This window comes from Clostridium sp. (genome assembly GCF_018372875.1).
GTDB lineage: Bacteria > Bacillota > Clostridia > Clostridiales > Clostridiaceae > Clostridium.
The window spans coordinates 36732-52944 of the sequence record NZ_JAHAIF010000018.1; the positions used below are offsets into that span (position 1 = coordinate 36732).

The window sequence follows — 16213 nt, forward strand, 5'->3', positions numbered from 1 at the left end:
AATTTTATGGCAAGACCTTGTAAGGCTGCAAGTCTTTTAACTGAATGCAGTCAAACTAAAGAGGAAATTGATTCAAGGATTGAAAATGAAAATATCTTAAGAGGTAAGTCTGATAAGATATTACCACCAGATGAATTAACAGAAAATCAGAAAAAGATATTTGAATTTATAGTACATGAATTAGAAGAATCAAAATTACTTGGGAATTTAGATCTATTTATTTTAATCAATACTTGCATTGCTATTGATAGGCTTATTGGCATTGAATATAAAATAAATAAAAATCCAGCATTACAATTTAGAAAAGAAATAATATCAAGTAGAAAAAATTATTCAGCTGATTTTTATAGAGGGTGTAGTGAGTTATCATTAAGTCCACAATCTAGAGCAAAGTTATCAAATATTAATTTAGCGACTAAAGAATTGAAAGATGATGATGTAGTAAGGATACTACAAGGTGAGTAATGATTTTATTTGATAAGGCTTTAGAATATGCTCAAGATGTAGTTGGTGGAAAAGAAATAACTACTGAAGAAGTAAAAATTCAATGTAAAACATTTTTAGATGATTTGGAAAATCAAAACAATGAGGAATTTGATTTTTACTTTGATATGTCAAAGCTTAAAATAATAAATAATTTATTAATGCTATTAAACTTTGCAACAGGATTTGTTGCTGGTAAACCTATTTTAGAAAATCTTGTTGGGTTTCAATGTTTTCTAATTGCTAATGTATTTGGGTGGAGATATAAAAATAATAATAAAAAGTTTAGATATAATGATATAACTCTTTTTATAGCTAGAAAGAATGCAAAAACAGCTATAGTAGGGGTTATTTTTATTTTGTTAATGCTAACAGAACAAAATTATAGTGAATTTTATTCTATTTGCTTAACAAGAGAACTTGCAGCAGAAATTAGAAAAGCTATGGTGCAGATCCTAGAGGCTAGTCCTAAAGTTGCTAAATATTTTAAGTGGTCAAAGAGAGAAGTTGGAAAAATAGAATGCAAATTAACTAAAAGCTTTTTCCAACCAAGAACTGCAGAATCAGGGAAAAACAACTCAATAAGACCATCAGCCTTTGTTTCAGATGAACATGCTAACTTTAAAGATAATTCAAACTTTACTGCAATGAAATCGGGGCAAAGGAATGTTATAAACCCATTAGTATTTAGAACTACAACTGCCTATGCTATAGATGGCTCTATAATGAAATCAGATTTAGAATATATAAGAAAAATTTTAAAAGGTGATGGTGTAAATCAAAGAATGTTTGCACTTCTATATTATTCAGAGGAGGAGCATCTTTGGGATGATGTAGGAATGTATCAAGCTAATCCACTTAGAATTGAAGAAAACTATCAAATCATAAGAGAAGATAGGGATAAAGCATCAGTTAAAGAGGATGAAAAGACAGAATATCTAACCAAAAGTATGAATTACTTTTTACCAGAAAAGGCAGGAGAGGTATTCTTAGATATTGATACAGTAAAAAAATGTACTATTGAAGAATATGACTGGTCAGATAGGGAAGTTTACATTGGAGTTGACCTGGCTGAAACAGAAGATAATACAGCAGTTTCTATGGTTACATTTGATGAGGATTTAGGGAAAATTATTGCGAAAACATGGGCCTTCATTCCTGAATTAAGAGTTGAAAAGAAGAGTAAAAATGAAGATATAAATTATAGGGAAGAAATTGAAAAAGGTACATGCTATTCTTGTGGGGATGATGTAATTAGTTACTCTGTTGTAGAAGAGTTTGTAAGTGGTTTAGAAGAAAAATATGGTGTTGTAATAAACAAGATAGGCTATGACAGGAGAAACGCTTTATCTTCAGCACAAAAGTGGGAGGCACAAGGATATACCACTGTAGAAGTTGAACAACATAGTAGAACTCTACACGCTCCTATAAAACTCTTAAAAGAAAGTATTCTTTCTAAAAAGTTTGGATATGAAGAAAATAATTTATTAGAAAGAAATTTTGAAAATGCAAGACAAACAGAAGATACCAATAAAAACAAATATTTGAATAAGAAAAAGTCAAAGGGAAAAATAGATTTAGTAATGGCTTTGGTGGATGCAATATTCTTATTACAAGTAGATCAACTTGGAGAATATGATTTTACAATTCAAGTTATTTAGAGAGGAGGTATAAAGTGAAGCTATTTAAGAGAATTAGGAAAGAAAAAAGAAATGCAGAAGAAGTTTTGGATGAAGAAGCTATAAACAGCCTTGCTGACATTAATACGTTATTAAAGGCTTTAATAGAAACAGATAGTATCAATACAGAAAAGACTTTAAATATAGCAACAGTCCTTGGTTGTATAGAATTAATAGCTAATACAGTTGCTATGATTCCACTCAAATTATATAGAGAAGAGAATGGAAAAGTAGAAGAGGTAATTGACGATTATAGAATCAAACTCTTAAATGATGAAACAGGGGATACGTTAAACGCTTTTGAGTTTTGGAAAGCAACTATATACGATTATTTCCTTGAGGGGAATTCATATAGTTATATCAATAAGCAAAGAAATAAAATAGTAAGTATTCATCATGTAGAACCTAAAGAAGTTAATGTTCATAAAAATATTGACCCAATATTTAAGAGTTATGATATTTGGGTTAATGGAGAAAAGTATTATCCTCACAATTTCTTTAAATTATTAAGAAATTCAAGTGATGGATCTGAAGGCAAGGGGATAATTAAAACATCACCATTACTATTATCAGTAGTCTATAATTCATTAAATTATGAAAATATACTTTCTAAAACTGGTGGTAACAAGAAAGGTTTCATAGAAAGTGAAAATAAGTTGGTCAAAGATGCTATTGACAAGTTAAAAGAGCAATGGCGAAATATGTACTCAAACAACTCGGAGAATTGTGTTGTATTGAACAAAGGGCTTAAATTTAAAGAAAGTTCTGCAACTCCAACAGAAATGCAGATAAATGAAAATAAAACTTCAAATGCAGAGGAAATTTGCAAGATATTTAATGTACCACCTTCAATTATAGGGGGAGATGGTAAAGCAAATAAAGAAGACTATGAAAAGTTCATAAAGTTAGCTATATTGCCAATATTACATGCAATAGAATCAGCTTCAAATCGAGACTTACTTCTTGAAAAAGAAAAAGGGTCTTATTTTTTTGCCCATGATACTAAAGAAGTGTTAAAGGGAGATATAGAAAAGAGGTATAAAGCTTATGAAATAGGTATTAAGAATAAAATATTAACCATTAATGAGGCTAGATATGAGGAAAACAAGCCTCCTATTGAGGCATTTAACAATAAGGTTGTATTAGGACTTAATGATGTTATTTATGATACAGAAACTGGAGAAATTTACACTCCAAATACAAATAAAACTACAAATATTAATTCTTTGAAGGGAGGTGAGGAGACAAATGAGGATTGAAGTAAGAAGTGATAGCGTTCTTCTAGATGGATATGTAAATGCAACTGGTAAGGATAGTAAGCCAATACCTTCTCCAAGAGGGAAATTTATTGAACAAATTAAGCCTGAAGCATTTCAAAAGTCATTAGAAAAGCGTAAAAATGTAGATTTGTTATTAAATCATGATAAAAAAAGAAAGCTTGGTTCAACATCTGAGGGAAATTTAGAGTTATTTGAGGATGGAATTGGATTAAGGGCAATTTGCACAGTCAAGGATCCTGAAACTGTTCAAAAAGCTAGAGAAGGAAAATTAAGAGGATGGTCTTTTGGGTTTTATCCTGAAAAAGATTCTTGGATAGACCAAGATGGAACTCAAAAAAGGTTTATTGAAGAATTAGACTTATTTGAAGTGTCAATTATTGATGATACTAGAATGCCTGCATATGTAGGAACATCAATAGAAATGAGAGACAATAAGGAAATTCTAGTAGAAGAAAGAACATTAGATGTAGAAGTTAGAGTTGTTACTGATAACAGCAATAATTATGAGAAGTATGAAAAAATGATAGAGAAATTTAAGGAGGCAAAGAAATGTTAGCAAAAAAGGTTAAGAGAATAGCAGAATTTAGAGCATTACCAGTAGAAGTAAAGGGTTTAGAAGAAAAGAGAAATGAATTAATTGAGGAAATGGAAGGAATAGTTTCAGCTGCTAAGGGAGAAGTAAGAACATTAACAGATGATGAAGAAACTAGATGTACTGAAATTGAAAATGAAATAAATAAGATAGATTCTTTAATAAAGAAAGATAAGACATTAAGATCCCTTAATAATGTTGATAAGAAAAAGGATGATGAGGAAGAAGAAAAAAGAACACAAGAAGAGATAAATAATGAGGAGCTTAGAGATATTTTCTTAGGAAAAGCAGCTGAATCAAGGGCATCAACAACTGCCATGAATACAGGAAATAATGAGCAAGGTGGTTATGTGATAAATTCAGAGCTTTCCAAGGAGATTATAAAGGAGATTAAGGATAGAAGTGATGTCTACAATTTCTTTAATTCAACTTCTATAAAAGGTAATGTAAAGATACCTAAGCAAAAGACTTCAGGTGCAGCGAAGTGGGAAGATGAAAATCCAGCAGATGATCCAACACCAACTATACCTACATTAGAAGTTGTTGAGCTAGGACAAAATAGATTATATAGAGAGTCTGCAATTACTCAACAAATGGTAAATGTAGCAGAGTTAGATCTTCAAAGATTTATAAAGGAAGATATAGCAGATTCAATGACAGATGCAATAGAAGATGCTATTTTTAATGGTTCAGGAACTAAGCAACCTAAAGGAATAGTTCAATCAATAAAAGAAGAAAAGAAGTTTACATTAGAAGAAAGAGGCGTTTTAAGTGTAGACACACTAAAGAAGTGTAAAGCAAGTATAAAGAAATCGGTACGTAATAGAGCAAAATGGTTTATGAATGATAATACATTCTTACAAATTGATTTATTAAAGGATTCTATAGGAAGACCATTATTACAACCTAATGTTGCAGAAGGTTCAGGTTATAAGTTATTAAATTTACCTGTTGAAGTAACTGATGCATTACCAACAATAGAGGATGAAGGTGAAAAGTGCTTAATAGTACTTGCTACTCCAGAAGCCTATCATACAAATACACAAAAATCAGTAGCTCTTTATATATATAATGATTCTATGTATACAAGAAAAGGACTAATTGGATATGGTTCAGATGTGTATATGGATGGTAAAGTAAAGGATGAAGAACAATTAGCAGGAGTATTTAATCCAGCATCAATGTTAAGCAGCGGAAGTAAGAGAACTAAAAGCGAAGGGCCAAGTGAAAATTAATAAATAAAATTCATACAATGCAAAGAGTATCGGTGATACTCTTTGTTTCTTTTAGGAGTAAATATGAAGTTTAGTGAAGTAGATGTAGAAATAGTTAAAGAATATGCAAATGCATATGATGAAGATAGTGGATTATTGAAGATAATTCTTGAAGGTGCCAAAAGTCGTGTTAAGTCTTATACAGGATTAAGTGATGATGAATTAGATATGCATGAAGATATTACTATAGCTTTATTGGTAATATGCAATGAAATGTTTGAAAACAGAGTATATTCTGCAGATAGTAGCAAAGCTAATATTCTTATATCTTCGATTTTAGATTCATATGCACAAAATCTTTTATAGGGGTGAGTATATTGAAGTTTAAAATATCACCAGGAGAATTGAAGCATCCTATAACAATTCAACATTGTGCATACAAAAAGAATGTAGATAAGATTAAAGTTCCTGTATGGGAAGATAAAATAAAAACAAGAGCAAAGGTTTTAAATGTAAGAGGAGATGAATTTATTCAAGCTCAAGGAACGGGTGTAAAAATAGAAAAAACTTTTTATATAAGAGCTAGTAAAACAATAAAAATACACGAAGAAGATAGGATTATCTTTAAAAATCAGGCCTATGAGATAGTTTATATAAATGATATTGAGGAAAGAGGAATTTATATAGAAATTAAGGCGAGAAGGTGTAAATAATGAGTTTAAGTGTAGAAGGCTTTGACGAATTATTTAATACATTAGATTCTTTAGGGAATGTGGGTAAAAAGGTTGGTGTAAAAGCTGTAAGAGGAGCTACAAAAACAGCATTAAAAAGCCTTAAGAGATATGCACCTAAAAAGAGTGGAAAAGGTGGAGAAGCCTTAAAAGTTATATCTGTTAAGTCATATAAAAGTGGAAGCGTTTGGGGAAAGGCTGGTATAGACAAAACAAACTGGGAAGAAACAAAGCATCTTTGGTTTCAAAATTACGGATATGATGTAGGAAAGACTCATGTAACTAAACATGTTGGATGGGTTGAAAGGGCTTTTCAAGAGTGTAAGAAAGATGCACAAAAAGAAATGATTGATATTATATCAACTGAAATTGATAATGCTTTGAGGTGATATAAGCATGAAAGAGTTAATAGAAAATACCCTTAAATCAGTAGGAATAGAGGTTAATTTTCTTGAAAGAGTAGGAAATGAATATCCTCAATTAGTTTATACCTTCAATGAATATCCAAATAGTTCTGGTGACAATAGAGAAGAAACTGCTCTATATGATATATATTTAAATTTATATATTGAGAGTGATATTGATAGCACTGTAAATAAAATTAAATCAGAATTAGAAAAAGCACATTTTAAGAAGGTAATAATTAATAGTCCTATAAAGTTTGAGGGAGTTAATTATTATCAAATAACTATGAATTACAAAAAGATAATGTAAGGAGGAATTATAAATGGCTAGAGAAGAAGGAATTAGCAGAATAACTATGTGGCCACTTGAAACGGATAAGGTTGGGTCTAAGCCGACTTACGGAGAGAAGTTTCTACTACCATGGGCGGTGAATTTTGAAACAGAGGATGAGTACAGAGAAGGTCAATATTATGGAGATAATATTGTAGAACAAAGTAAGAAATCTATATCAAAAGTAACTGTAGATATGGAAGTATCATCAGATACTCCACCATCATTAGATGCAAAAATCACAGGTAAAGGATATAAAGGTGGGATGGCCTATAAAAATATTGGAGATAAAACTCCAGCCTATGCAGTAGGATATGAAATCCTAATGAGTGATGGAAATATTAGAAGAAGAATTATTTACAATGTTGGCTTTACGAGAAATTCTCATACCAATAAGACTATTGAGGATGAAGCTGAAGGACAAACATATACTTATTCAGGAGTTGGGTTGCCACTTGCATCTACTGGAGATGTAGAAGCAATAATAGATTTGGCTGAAATAGAAGCAACATCATCTGAAGAAGAAAAAACATGGTTAAAAGAAAGATGGGATAAATTCTTTGAGTCCCCTGTATTGCCAGAAGAGTATACCCCTTCAGTTGTAGCTGCTAAAAATAAATAGATAATTTAAAAGGGAGTAATTCTCCCTTTTTTGATTAGGAGGAATTATGGAAGTAATTAATTTAAGTAAAAAAGTTGTAAAGCCAATACTTTTAAACGGATTAGAATGTATTTGTGTTCTAGATAACACTACAATAGATCATTACCAAAGAGTAAATAAAATTGGATTTTTAAAAGGCCTAGAGTTAATGGAGAAAAATGAAATTAAGGGTGTTAAAAAGCTTATAGGAAGTATTGTAAGAGAGAAAAAGACTGGTAGAATTCTTGGAGAAAAACACTTTAACCAGTTTAATGATTTAGAAATAGTTGCTGCTTTTACACCAGTGATAAAAGAGTTATTACCTAATTTACCAGAACCTAAAGAGGAAAGTGAAAAAAAGTAGATAAGGATAGTAATGGATATATAGATATAGACAATTTATATTATCTATCTAGAACTATCCTAAGTTGGGATGATGAAACTTTTTGGAAAAGCTCACCAAGATTTTTATTTAAGCAACTGGATCTATTTGCTCAATACAATAAACCTTCTAAAAAATCTAACGTGAAGAAAAGTGGAACATATGAAGAAAGGATTGTAAAAGAAAATAGACAAAAGCTCAAGGTTATGAGTTCAGAGGAGGTGAGAAAATGGCAGATGAAAAAGTATTAGCAGTCAAATTAGCTTTTAAAGCTGGTGGATACAAGCAAGAAATAAAGGCTATAAACCAGAACACGAAAGTTCTTAAATCTGAATTTGATAAAGCAAAAGCAGGGTCAGAGGATTTTGAAAATTCCCTTGAAGGGCAAAAAGCAAAGCTAAAGCTTGTAGCAGGAGAACTTCAAAATTCTAAAGAAAAGCTTAATATATACAATACTCAAATGAAGAAGTGTAAGGATACATTGGAGGTTGCAACAAAAGCCTTTGAAGAACAGCAAAAAGAAGTTGAGTCCCTTAAGAATCAGATAAAGGATTATTCTTCAGCATACGGAGCTACATCTCCAGTAGTGAAGAAACTTGAACAAAACTTAAAAGATGCAGAAAAAGCACTTGAGAGTAAAAGAAGAGCTGTAATAAATGCCGATAGCAGCTTAACAGGAATGAAAATTACTATAAATAAAACTGAAGCAGATATTTCAAAACTTTCTAGTGAAATTAGAAAAATTGAAGGGGAAATTAGTGAGTTTGGGAAGGAAGCAAGCTATAGCGAGAAAGTTTTAGATAGTTTTAAAGAAAATATTGAAGGTACAACAGATGAAGTAATACAATTTGGAGCTCATATGTCAGAACTTGGACAAGGCGTAATGGATGTGGGTGAAAAGGTTGGAGAAACCGGTAAAAAAATTCTAGATTCATTTGGTGGTGCAATTGAGAAAGCTGATTCTTTTAACTCAAGTATGAATGATTTAAGAGCTAAAACTGGTGCTGCTGCTGAAGATATGGAAGAACTCTCAAAGATAACTGAAAATGTTTATAACAATAATTTTGGTGAAAGCTTTGAAGATGCAGCTGAAGCAGTTGCAACAGTAAATAAATATCTTTGGCTTACAGGAGATGACCTTCAAAGAGCTACTGAAAAAGCATATGGATTAAAAGATACTTTTGGATATGATATAGCTGAAAGTATAAGAAGTGTAGATATGCTTATGGATACATTCGGTTTAACTTCTGATGAGGCATTTAATTTAATTGTCCAAGGAGCTCAAAATGGACTTGATTTTTCAGGAGAAATGCTAGATACAATTAATGAGTATTCAGTTCAATTTAAGAAAGCTGGACTTGATGCAGAAGATATGTTTAATATTCTTTATGATGGCTCACAACTAGGAGCATGGAACCTAGATAAGGTAGGAGATGCTGTAAAAGAATTTAATATAAGATTAACTGATGGATCTAATACTACCAAAGAAGCATTATCAAAATTAGGTATGAATGCTGATGATGTAGCAAATACAATGAGTCAAGGTGGAGATAAAGCAAAGGAAACTTATGATTCAATAATTAAAAAAATAGCTGAAATGGATGATGCTCAACAACAAAATTTAGTTGGAGTAGGACTATTCGGAACTATGTGGGAAGATTTAGGACCAGGAGTAATAACTGAATTAAATTTTGTAAGTGATGCATTTAATAGAACATATGAAAGTGCAGGAGAACTTAATGAAATTAAATATGATAATCTTAGTAGTGCAACAGGAAGTTTAAAAAGAACTATAGAAACAGGACTTTTAAAACCAATAGGAGAGAGTTTGTTACCACTTTTGAATAATTTAATACCTCAAATACAAGGAGTAGTTGATAAGTTAAAGTCATGGATACAAGAAAATCCTAAGATAGCATCTGCTATTACAATTATAATAGGTGTTATAGGAGGGTTACTTGCTATAATTGGCCCTATTATTACCACAATAGGAATGTTAGTAATATCACTTGGAGCAATGTCAACAGCATTTGCAGCAGCTGGAGGAGTAGCTGCTTTTTTTAGTGCTTCAATACTTCCTGTTATAACTGTAATTGGAGCAGTAATAGGTGTGGTTGCTACCCTTGCTATGGCAATTTACTCTAATTGGGAAGGTATTAAGCAAGCTACAATTCAATTAATAGAAACTTGCAGACCTCAATTTGAAGCTTTTAGGGATTCGTTTAATAATCTTTGGCAAGTAATAAAATCAATTTACGAAACAGTTATAAAACCTTTATTTAAAATGATAGGTCAAGTAATTCAATATTGTATAGAATTTGTTACACCAATTATTCAGAGATTGCTTCCTGTATTCACAAGCGTGTTTAATGCAATAAGTAGTTTCTGGAATAGCATAGGAAAGCCTGTCTTTAGTGCTATTATAAGTATCATACAAACTATAGGTAAGGTAGTTAAGCCAATATTTGATACTTTTAAGGATGTAATTTGTGGAGCTATGGATGCAGTATTGAAGCCTATTCAATGGGTAATAGATAAATTATCCGAATTATTTGGATGGATAGGTGATGTTGGAAGTAAAATAGGAGGATTTTTAGATAAGATAAATCCTTTTAAATCTATAGATATAAACACAAACATAAATCCTAATAGTGAGGAGTTAGCTGGAGTTGCAAGGAGTAAATCAATATTAACTAATACCGCTTTAAGTGGAGCTTACTACCAACCACAAACTAGATCAAGCAAAAATATAGGAACGATGATTCAGAGTTCTAATGCTTTTTCAAAGGCTATAGGAGGAAATGATAAATTTGATTCAAATAATATATCAAGCTTTAACATAAAGCCAATGGAAGATATGTTTAGAAAGATGATAGAGTTGCTTTCAGTTCAAAATAGTTTAATAGAAAAGAATAAGCCAGTATTCAATTTAGATGGTGAGGAATTATCAAATAAGCTAGACACGATAAATGGTACAAATATGATGTTATATGGGAGGTTTAACTAAGAATGATAGGACAATTTAAATTCGCAGACAAAAAAAGTTATGATGATTTTAAGTTACTATTGTACAAAGTTGAGGTTGAACAACCGACACCTAATATATTAAAAGTATCAGTACCATTTATGAACGGAAGTTATGATATGTCAGAGTTATATGGTGAAAGTTCATATCCTGATAGGGTAGTGTCAATAGGGGTAGAGTTTGAATATTTTAATGATCTAAGAAGAGAAAAGTTAAACTTATTATATGATGAAGTTATAATGTGGTTAAGGTCATCTATAAATGAAAAATTAGAAATTGATTTCCAATACGGATATTTTGTAGGAAGGGCTCAAGAAATAAGTTCCTTAGAAGTATTTGAGATGACTGGAAGAATTGAAATTAAATTTATATGTTATCCATTTAGATATGGAAAATATGAAGAAGGAAATGATATATGGGATACCTTTAATTTTATAAATGGAATTAGCCAAAATACAGATTTTAGTATCAATGGTATTAAGGAGATATTATTGATAAATCCTAGCATAGCATCAATAGTTCCAGAAGTTGAAACAACTAGTGATATTGAGGTGATTAAAGGAGAAAATATTTATTTATTCAAGCCTGGAGTGACTAAGGATTATAGATTTATGCTGAATAAAGGAGAAAATAGACTTACTTTAAAAGGTGATGGTGAAATAAGGTTTAAATTTAGAAGAGAGGTGCTTTAATTTGTATGAGGTAAATTTGATAAATGATGAAGATATAACATTAATTAATTCATCTACAATTACATATGGAGCACCTAGATTATTAGCTGGTAAAGTTAATTTAGGTATAAATACTATAGATAGTTTTTCATTTAATATAAGTCCGTATAATCCTGGATATAATAAGTTGTTTCCATACAAGAGCAAAATAGAGGTAATACAGAAGTTAAAAGGCGTTGAAAAGCTAATATTTAAAGGGAGAGTATTACTTCCCACTAACAATATGGATTCAAGTGGCAACTTTTCTAAAAAGGTAGTTTGTGAGAGTGAATTAGCTTATTTATTAGATAGCACACAAACTTATGGAGAATATCACAATATATCAGTAAAAGACTTTTTAAAGATCATAATTGATAATCACAATAAAAAGCAACCTGATAAAAAATTCGTTGTTGGTGAAGTAACTGTAAAAGATAATAATGATTCTTTATATAGGTATCTAGGATACGATAAAACACTTGATACAATTAAGGAAAAGCTTATAAATATTTTAGGTGGGGAGCTAAGAATAAGATATGAGGGTGATATAAGATATCTTGATTATTTAGAGATAATAGGGGAAAAGAAGCCAACAGAGATTAGGCTATCTAAAAATATGATTACAATAGAACAAGAGAAAGACCCAACAAGTATTAAGAATAGAATAACTCCTTTAGGAAGTAAAAAAGAGGATACTGAAGAGAGATTAACTATTGCAAGTGTTAATAATGGAGTTACTTGGGTTGATGATATTGAGAGTCAAAAAGAATTTGGAATTTTAGAAGATAGTATAATATTTGATGATGTTAATACTCCATCTGTTCTGAAAGATAGAGGACTAAAGAAGTTAGAGGAATTAAATAAAATAAAAAAGAAACATAAACTATCTATTGTAGATTTAGCTTTGATAGGAATAGATAAATATAATATTGATATTTACAACTATTATAGAGTTATTAATCAAGTTATGGGAATAGATGAATATTTAAGGGTTATAGAGCAGAGTATTGATATATTAGCTCCTCAATCATCTACTATAACTATAGGAGATAAGTTTGAAGATATAAAGAGATATCAGAACGATATTAGCCAGAGAGCAGTCAATAACGTTAAAAATTTATCTGAGAATATTTCTAGAACAAATAATAAGGTAAATTCATTAAAAAATGATGTTGTAGACGTTGATAATCATACAAAATTAAATGAAATTGATATAAAGAAACAGAAAAAATATATGATAATGGGGGTCTAAAAATGGATGAGATAGCTAGGTTATATACAGGAAACATAACTAGTGAAGAAAAATTAATAGATTCTACCAATGGAGTAGTATTAAAAACAATACTAATTGGAAATAGAAATGAGGAAAAAGCAACAGTGTCTATAAATATAGATGGTGCTGCTTTTTATTTTGACATTGATCCAAGCAAAACATTGATTATAGATAATCCAATAGTATGCAATATTTTAAAAGCAAGTTCAAATGTGAATATATATATCCACATAAGTGGCATTAGACTAGGGGAGGTGTAGTATGGCAAACATAAGTGGCATATTAGAAAAAATACGGGAAGCTATTTATGGAAAAGAAGTAAGAGGAAGCCTAGCAGATGGACTAGAGGCGATTAATAATGAAACCATTGCTGCAACTAATCTAAGTAACAGAACAAAAGAAAGACAAGACTTACTGGATAATAAGTTTGATGAACAAATAAAAAATATGACATTACAAGATCCTTCTAGTGCTGAAATAGTAGATGCGAGGACAAAAGAAGATGGAACTGCTTTTGAAACTTTAGGTAAAAGAATAAATAGTATTGATTTATCTTTAGGAGAAAAGTCAAACATAATTGTTTGTGAAGAAATTCCATCAGTAAAGAAGGAAAATACATTTTATTTTAAGGTTACTGAGAAGCAGAGTGTAAGTGGTGGAAATCAGAACATAAAAGTATCACCTAATATGGGGATAAAAATAGTTTAAGAAAGGAAGATGAAAAAATGGCTGAGTTAAGAAAAGTAAGAGTTCAACTATTAAATGAAAGTACAGGTGCGGTTGAAGAAGAAGTTAATGTTTTAACATCTGCAGAGTGCGTTATTTTTGCTGATGGAGAAACATTTGAACAAAAGTTAGCAGCAGGTAAATTAACAGGACCTAAAGGAGCAACTGGGGCTCAGGGACCACAAGGAATACAAGGCCCTAAAGGCGAAACAGGAGAGCGAGGTGCAACTGGAGCAGCTGGTGCAGCAGGAGCCAAAGGTGTTTCAATGAGATTATTAGGTGCATGGTCAAATTCTACTGCTTATGTAAATAATTCAGCGTATATAGATATTGTTACATATAGTGGTAATACTTATGCTTGTAAAACTTCTAACACCGGTCAAACTCCTACAAATACAACTTACTGGACTTTAATAGCACAAAAAGGAGCAACAGGGGCTCAAGGCGTTCAAGGACCAAAAGGTGATACTGGAGCAACTGGACCACAAGGCCCACAGGGAGCAGCAGGTGCAAAAGGTGCAACAGGAGCTCAAGGACCCAAAGGTGATCCAGGAGACACAGTAAAGGTTGGAACAAGTTTAAGTAATGCTACACAGAAGAAGCTTTTCTTTAAAATTGTTTAGGAGGAGTAGAGAATATGGCTGTAAACAAAATAGAAATACAAGATGAAAACGGAAATATATATCATCCTCATACTACTTCTGATGTGGTTTTTAGAAAAGATGGACTCAATGTAGATCAACTTATACAAAAAGTATCAACAAGGATAGGAACATTAGAAGATAGACCATTACCCGTACCTGTTACAGTTCCTAAATATAGATATATTAAGGTAGTATGTAAAAGCAACAATGAAACTTGGAATTTTGGAACAATATATGCCGTTCATGCTTATGATGGTGTTGCAAATATAGCTTTAAATGCAAAAGTTGAAGCTTATGGAACTGCTAGTGGAGGAAGTTTGACCAATGTTACTGATGGAAAATTGCAAAAAGATGATGAAAACTCTTACGTTGATATTGCAACTGATACAACTCCGGACAAATTAGGTGGTGTTATAGTTGATTTAGGAGTACCTAAAGCGTTTCAAAGTGTTTTGTATCAGTTTTATGTAAAATCAGGTAGAATATACTATGGTATACAAGTCTTAGTATCAAATGATAAAGCAAACTGGACTACATTATATAATGCCAATCTAACTGGTGATGAATCACAAACACAAACAGGAAAGATAGTTTTAGTCCCAGGGGTTTCTTCCTATTCTGCTAGATATAATAATTATATTGTAGAAAAAATAAATGAGGAAAAGGATAATACTTTACGAATTGCAACATTTAACACTCATGGTTTAAATATAAACTTTGATGAATACACTGATTATATTTCAGAGAATAAGATTGATTTTATAGGTATACAAGAGGGAAGAAAAAATTATAATACAGACAAATTAAAAATATTTGATATTACTGAATTAATAGTGGGAGAAATGCCCTCTGGACTTAGTAATATTATTCAAGGCAGAAAAACATTGACTGATTTTAGACTTATTCCCTTAAGAGGTGAGGCTGAAAAGAGATATCTTGTTAATTGTAAAACTATATATAGAGGTGAAGAAGTAAGCTTGTATACTACTCATTTATCATATTATGAACCGCAGAACAGACCTATTCAATATGAAGATATACAAAAAGTTTTAGACGAAGATAAATGCAAATATAAAATAATTACAGGCGATTTTAACCCTTTATCTTATGATGAATATAAGCAATTAAAAGGATATATTAGTTGCCAGGGTTATAATGATAAATATTTTAATACTTGTGACGATAATCCTGTATTGGGAATAGATAATATATTTGTAACACCTAATATTAAAATTAAAAGAGTTTTTGCATCACCAACTAGAATGGGAAGTGACCATAATATGTTAATTGCTGATTTGGAATTAACATAAAACGTATAATAGATCAAAAGCACGACATAACTTAATAAAAGATTTAAGAGAGATTTAGAGTAATTCTAAGTCTCTTTTTATACAAAAAATCAGAAAGGAAAGAGGTAAAAGAAATGGAGAAAATTTTTAACAGTATCAAAATGGGAATAGCAGCAGTGGGGACAGGCTTTACATGGTTATTTGGAACATGGGATACAGCTTTAATGGTTCTAGTATTTTTTATAATACTGGATTATGCAACAGGATTAATTAGAGCCTATATTAACAAAGAAGTATCTAGTAATGTAGGACTAAAAGGGATAGCTAGAAAGGCAGTTATCTTTGTAGTTCTTATTGTAGCAGTATTATTAGATAGACTATTAAACACTGGTAACTGGGTATTTAGAACATTAGTATGTTACTTTTATATTGCCAACGAAGGTATAAGCTTATTAGAAAATTGTGCTGGTTTAGGTTTACCAATACCAGAAAAATTAAAAGAGGCATTAGCACAACTTAAGGAAGGCGAAAAGAAGGAGTTAAAACAAGAGTAGTCAAATAGGCTACTCTTTTATTTTTAAATTTTAGGAGGAATGTAAAATGAATAGAATAGATTGTTACGTGGCGTATTTAAGTAGAAAGAATGTAGAATTACCAGCACCTTGTAGTTCTTTAGAAAAAGAATTATACGATTTATGCAGTAATAATAATATAGGAGTATCTTGGTATAATGGAACAGCAATTACAGGCAATAGCACAGAACCAACTACTTATGAAACAGGAATAGAATCAGCATTAATAAATGATAGA

19 protein-coding genes and 1 pseudogene are annotated in these 16213 nt (G+C 30.9%); all 20 read left to right on the top strand.

Going from position 1 to position 16213, the window contains the following annotated elements:
• Positions 1–6 precede the first annotated feature (6 nt).
• Positions 7–465 carry a P27 family phage terminase small subunit gene (locus KIB46_RS08090; RefSeq protein ID WP_099328306.1) on the top strand — a complete coding sequence of 153 codons (459 nt, stop codon included), beginning with the start codon at positions 7–9 and terminating at the stop codon, positions 463–465.
• A complete protein-coding gene (locus tag KIB46_RS08095) occupies positions 465–2144 on the top strand; it encodes a terminase TerL endonuclease subunit (RefSeq protein WP_099328307.1) in 1680 nt (559 codons plus the stop codon). Before KIB46_RS08090 ends, KIB46_RS08095 begins: the two co-directional genes overlap by 1 nt.
• Before the next feature lie 14 nt (positions 2145–2158).
• On the top strand, positions 2159–3421 hold the full coding sequence (locus KIB46_RS08100) for a phage portal protein (protein ID WP_291671378.1): 1263 nt from the start codon (positions 2159–2161) through the stop codon (positions 3419–3421).
• Positions 3411–3998 (top strand): HK97 family phage prohead protease, encoded by a 588-nt coding sequence (locus KIB46_RS08105; protein WP_099328308.1) that lies wholly within the window; start codon positions 3411–3413, stop codon positions 3996–3998. The genes KIB46_RS08100 and KIB46_RS08105 overlap by 11 nt, the downstream gene beginning before the upstream one ends.
• Positions 3992–5269 carry a phage major capsid protein gene (locus tag KIB46_RS08110; protein WP_291671379.1) on the top strand — a complete coding sequence of 426 codons (1278 nt, stop codon included), beginning with the start codon at positions 3992–3994 and terminating at the stop codon, positions 5267–5269. The genes KIB46_RS08105 and KIB46_RS08110 overlap by 7 nt, the downstream gene beginning before the upstream one ends.
• Positions 5270–5332: 63 nt before the next feature.
• Positions 5333–5614, top strand: coding sequence for a head-tail connector protein (locus KIB46_RS08115; RefSeq protein WP_291671380.1), 282 nt, complete (start codon positions 5333–5335; stop codon positions 5612–5614).
• Between the two features lie 11 nt (positions 5615–5625).
• Positions 5626–5961: a phage head closure protein gene (locus tag KIB46_RS08120; protein WP_291671381.1), complete on the top strand. Its 336-nt coding sequence runs from the start codon at positions 5626–5628 to the stop codon at positions 5959–5961.
• Entirely contained in the window at positions 5961–6368 is a 408-nt protein-coding gene (locus KIB46_RS08125; RefSeq protein ID WP_278678572.1) for a hypothetical protein, read from the top strand. Before KIB46_RS08120 ends, KIB46_RS08125 begins: the two co-directional genes overlap by 1 nt.
• Positions 6369–6375: 7 nt before the next feature.
• A complete protein-coding gene (locus KIB46_RS08130; RefSeq protein WP_291671382.1) occupies positions 6376–6693 on the top strand; it encodes a hypothetical protein in 318 nt (105 codons plus the stop codon).
• A 13-nt stretch (positions 6694–6706) separates the two neighbouring features.
• Positions 6707–7336, top strand: a complete 630-nt coding sequence (locus KIB46_RS08135) for a major tail protein (RefSeq protein WP_291671383.1) — start codon at positions 6707–6709, stop codon at positions 7334–7336.
• Positions 7337–7382: 46 nt separating this feature from the next.
• Positions 7383–7718, top strand: coding sequence for a hypothetical protein (locus KIB46_RS08140; protein ID WP_195617326.1), 336 nt, complete (start codon positions 7383–7385; stop codon positions 7716–7718).
• Positions 7719–7965: 247 nt separating this feature from the next.
• The gene (locus KIB46_RS08145; protein WP_291671384.1) at positions 7966–10743 is read left to right on the top strand and encodes a phage tail tape measure protein; all 2778 of its coding nucleotides are present in this window, start codon (positions 7966–7968) and stop codon (positions 10741–10743) included.
• Positions 10744–10745: 2 nt separating this feature from the next.
• Positions 10746–11453 carry a hypothetical protein gene (locus tag KIB46_RS08150; protein WP_291671385.1) on the top strand — a complete coding sequence of 236 codons (708 nt, stop codon included), beginning with the start codon at positions 10746–10748 and terminating at the stop codon, positions 11451–11453.
• Between the two features lie 16 nt (positions 11454–11469).
• On the top strand, positions 11470–12723 hold the full coding sequence (locus tag KIB46_RS08155) for a phage tail protein (RefSeq protein ID WP_291671386.1): 1254 nt from the start codon (positions 11470–11472) through the stop codon (positions 12721–12723).
• Between the two features lie 2 nt (positions 12724–12725).
• Complete coding sequence (locus tag KIB46_RS08160) at positions 12726–13004, top strand: hypothetical protein (RefSeq protein ID WP_291671387.1); 279 nt, start codon at positions 12726–12728, stop codon at positions 13002–13004.
• Between the two features lies 1 nt (position 13005).
• Positions 13006–13452 (top strand): hypothetical protein, encoded by a 447-nt coding sequence (locus KIB46_RS08165; protein WP_291671388.1) that lies wholly within the window; start codon positions 13006–13008, stop codon positions 13450–13452.
• A 17-nt stretch (positions 13453–13469) separates the two neighbouring features.
• Positions 13470–14093, top strand: a complete 624-nt coding sequence (locus tag KIB46_RS08170; protein ID WP_291671389.1) for a hypothetical protein — start codon at positions 13470–13472, stop codon at positions 14091–14093.
• Positions 14094–14107: 14 nt separating this feature from the next.
• Positions 14108–15424, top strand: coding sequence for a hypothetical protein (locus KIB46_RS08175; RefSeq protein WP_291671390.1), 1317 nt, complete (start codon positions 14108–14110; stop codon positions 15422–15424).
• A gap of 113 nt (positions 15425–15537) precedes the next feature.
• Positions 15538–15957, top strand: a complete 420-nt coding sequence (locus KIB46_RS08180) for a phage holin family protein (protein ID WP_291671391.1) — start codon at positions 15538–15540, stop codon at positions 15955–15957.
• Between the two features lie 46 nt (positions 15958–16003).
• A pseudogene (locus KIB46_RS08185) lies at positions 16004–16213 on the top strand (hypothetical protein); the annotation flags it as partial.

Coding starts and splice junctions, on each gene's coding strand:
- KIB46_RS08090 (WP_099328306.1), top strand. CDS start 7: ATGGCAAGACCTTGTAAGGCTGCAAGTCTTTTAACTGAATGCAGTCAA.
- KIB46_RS08095 (WP_099328307.1), top strand. CDS start 465: ATGATTTTATTTGATAAGGCTTTAGAATATGCTCAAGATGTAGTTGGT.
- KIB46_RS08105 (WP_099328308.1), top strand. CDS start 3,411: ATGAGGATTGAAGTAAGAAGTGATAGCGTTCTTCTAGATGGATATGTA.
- KIB46_RS08110 (WP_291671379.1), top strand. CDS start 3,992: ATGTTAGCAAAAAAGGTTAAGAGAATAGCAGAATTTAGAGCATTACCA.
- KIB46_RS08115 (WP_291671380.1), top strand. CDS start 5,333: ATGAAGTTTAGTGAAGTAGATGTAGAAATAGTTAAAGAATATGCAAAT.
- KIB46_RS08125 (WP_278678572.1), top strand. CDS start 5,961: ATGAGTTTAAGTGTAGAAGGCTTTGACGAATTATTTAATACATTAGAT.
- KIB46_RS08130 (WP_291671382.1), top strand. CDS start 6,376: ATGAAAGAGTTAATAGAAAATACCCTTAAATCAGTAGGAATAGAGGTT.
- KIB46_RS08135 (WP_291671383.1), top strand. CDS start 6,707: ATGGCTAGAGAAGAAGGAATTAGCAGAATAACTATGTGGCCACTTGAA.
- KIB46_RS08140 (WP_195617326.1), top strand. CDS start 7,383: ATGGAAGTAATTAATTTAAGTAAAAAAGTTGTAAAGCCAATACTTTTA.
- KIB46_RS08145 (WP_291671384.1), top strand. CDS start 7,966: ATGGCAGATGAAAAAGTATTAGCAGTCAAATTAGCTTTTAAAGCTGGT.
- KIB46_RS08150 (WP_291671385.1), top strand. CDS start 10,746: ATGATAGGACAATTTAAATTCGCAGACAAAAAAAGTTATGATGATTTT.
- KIB46_RS08160 (WP_291671387.1), top strand. CDS start 12,726: ATGGATGAGATAGCTAGGTTATATACAGGAAACATAACTAGTGAAGAA.
- KIB46_RS08165 (WP_291671388.1), top strand. CDS start 13,006: ATGGCAAACATAAGTGGCATATTAGAAAAAATACGGGAAGCTATTTAT.
- KIB46_RS08170 (WP_291671389.1), top strand. CDS start 13,470: ATGGCTGAGTTAAGAAAAGTAAGAGTTCAACTATTAAATGAAAGTACA.
- KIB46_RS08175 (WP_291671390.1), top strand. CDS start 14,108: ATGGCTGTAAACAAAATAGAAATACAAGATGAAAACGGAAATATATAT.
- KIB46_RS08180 (WP_291671391.1), top strand. CDS start 15,538: ATGGAGAAAATTTTTAACAGTATCAAAATGGGAATAGCAGCAGTGGGG.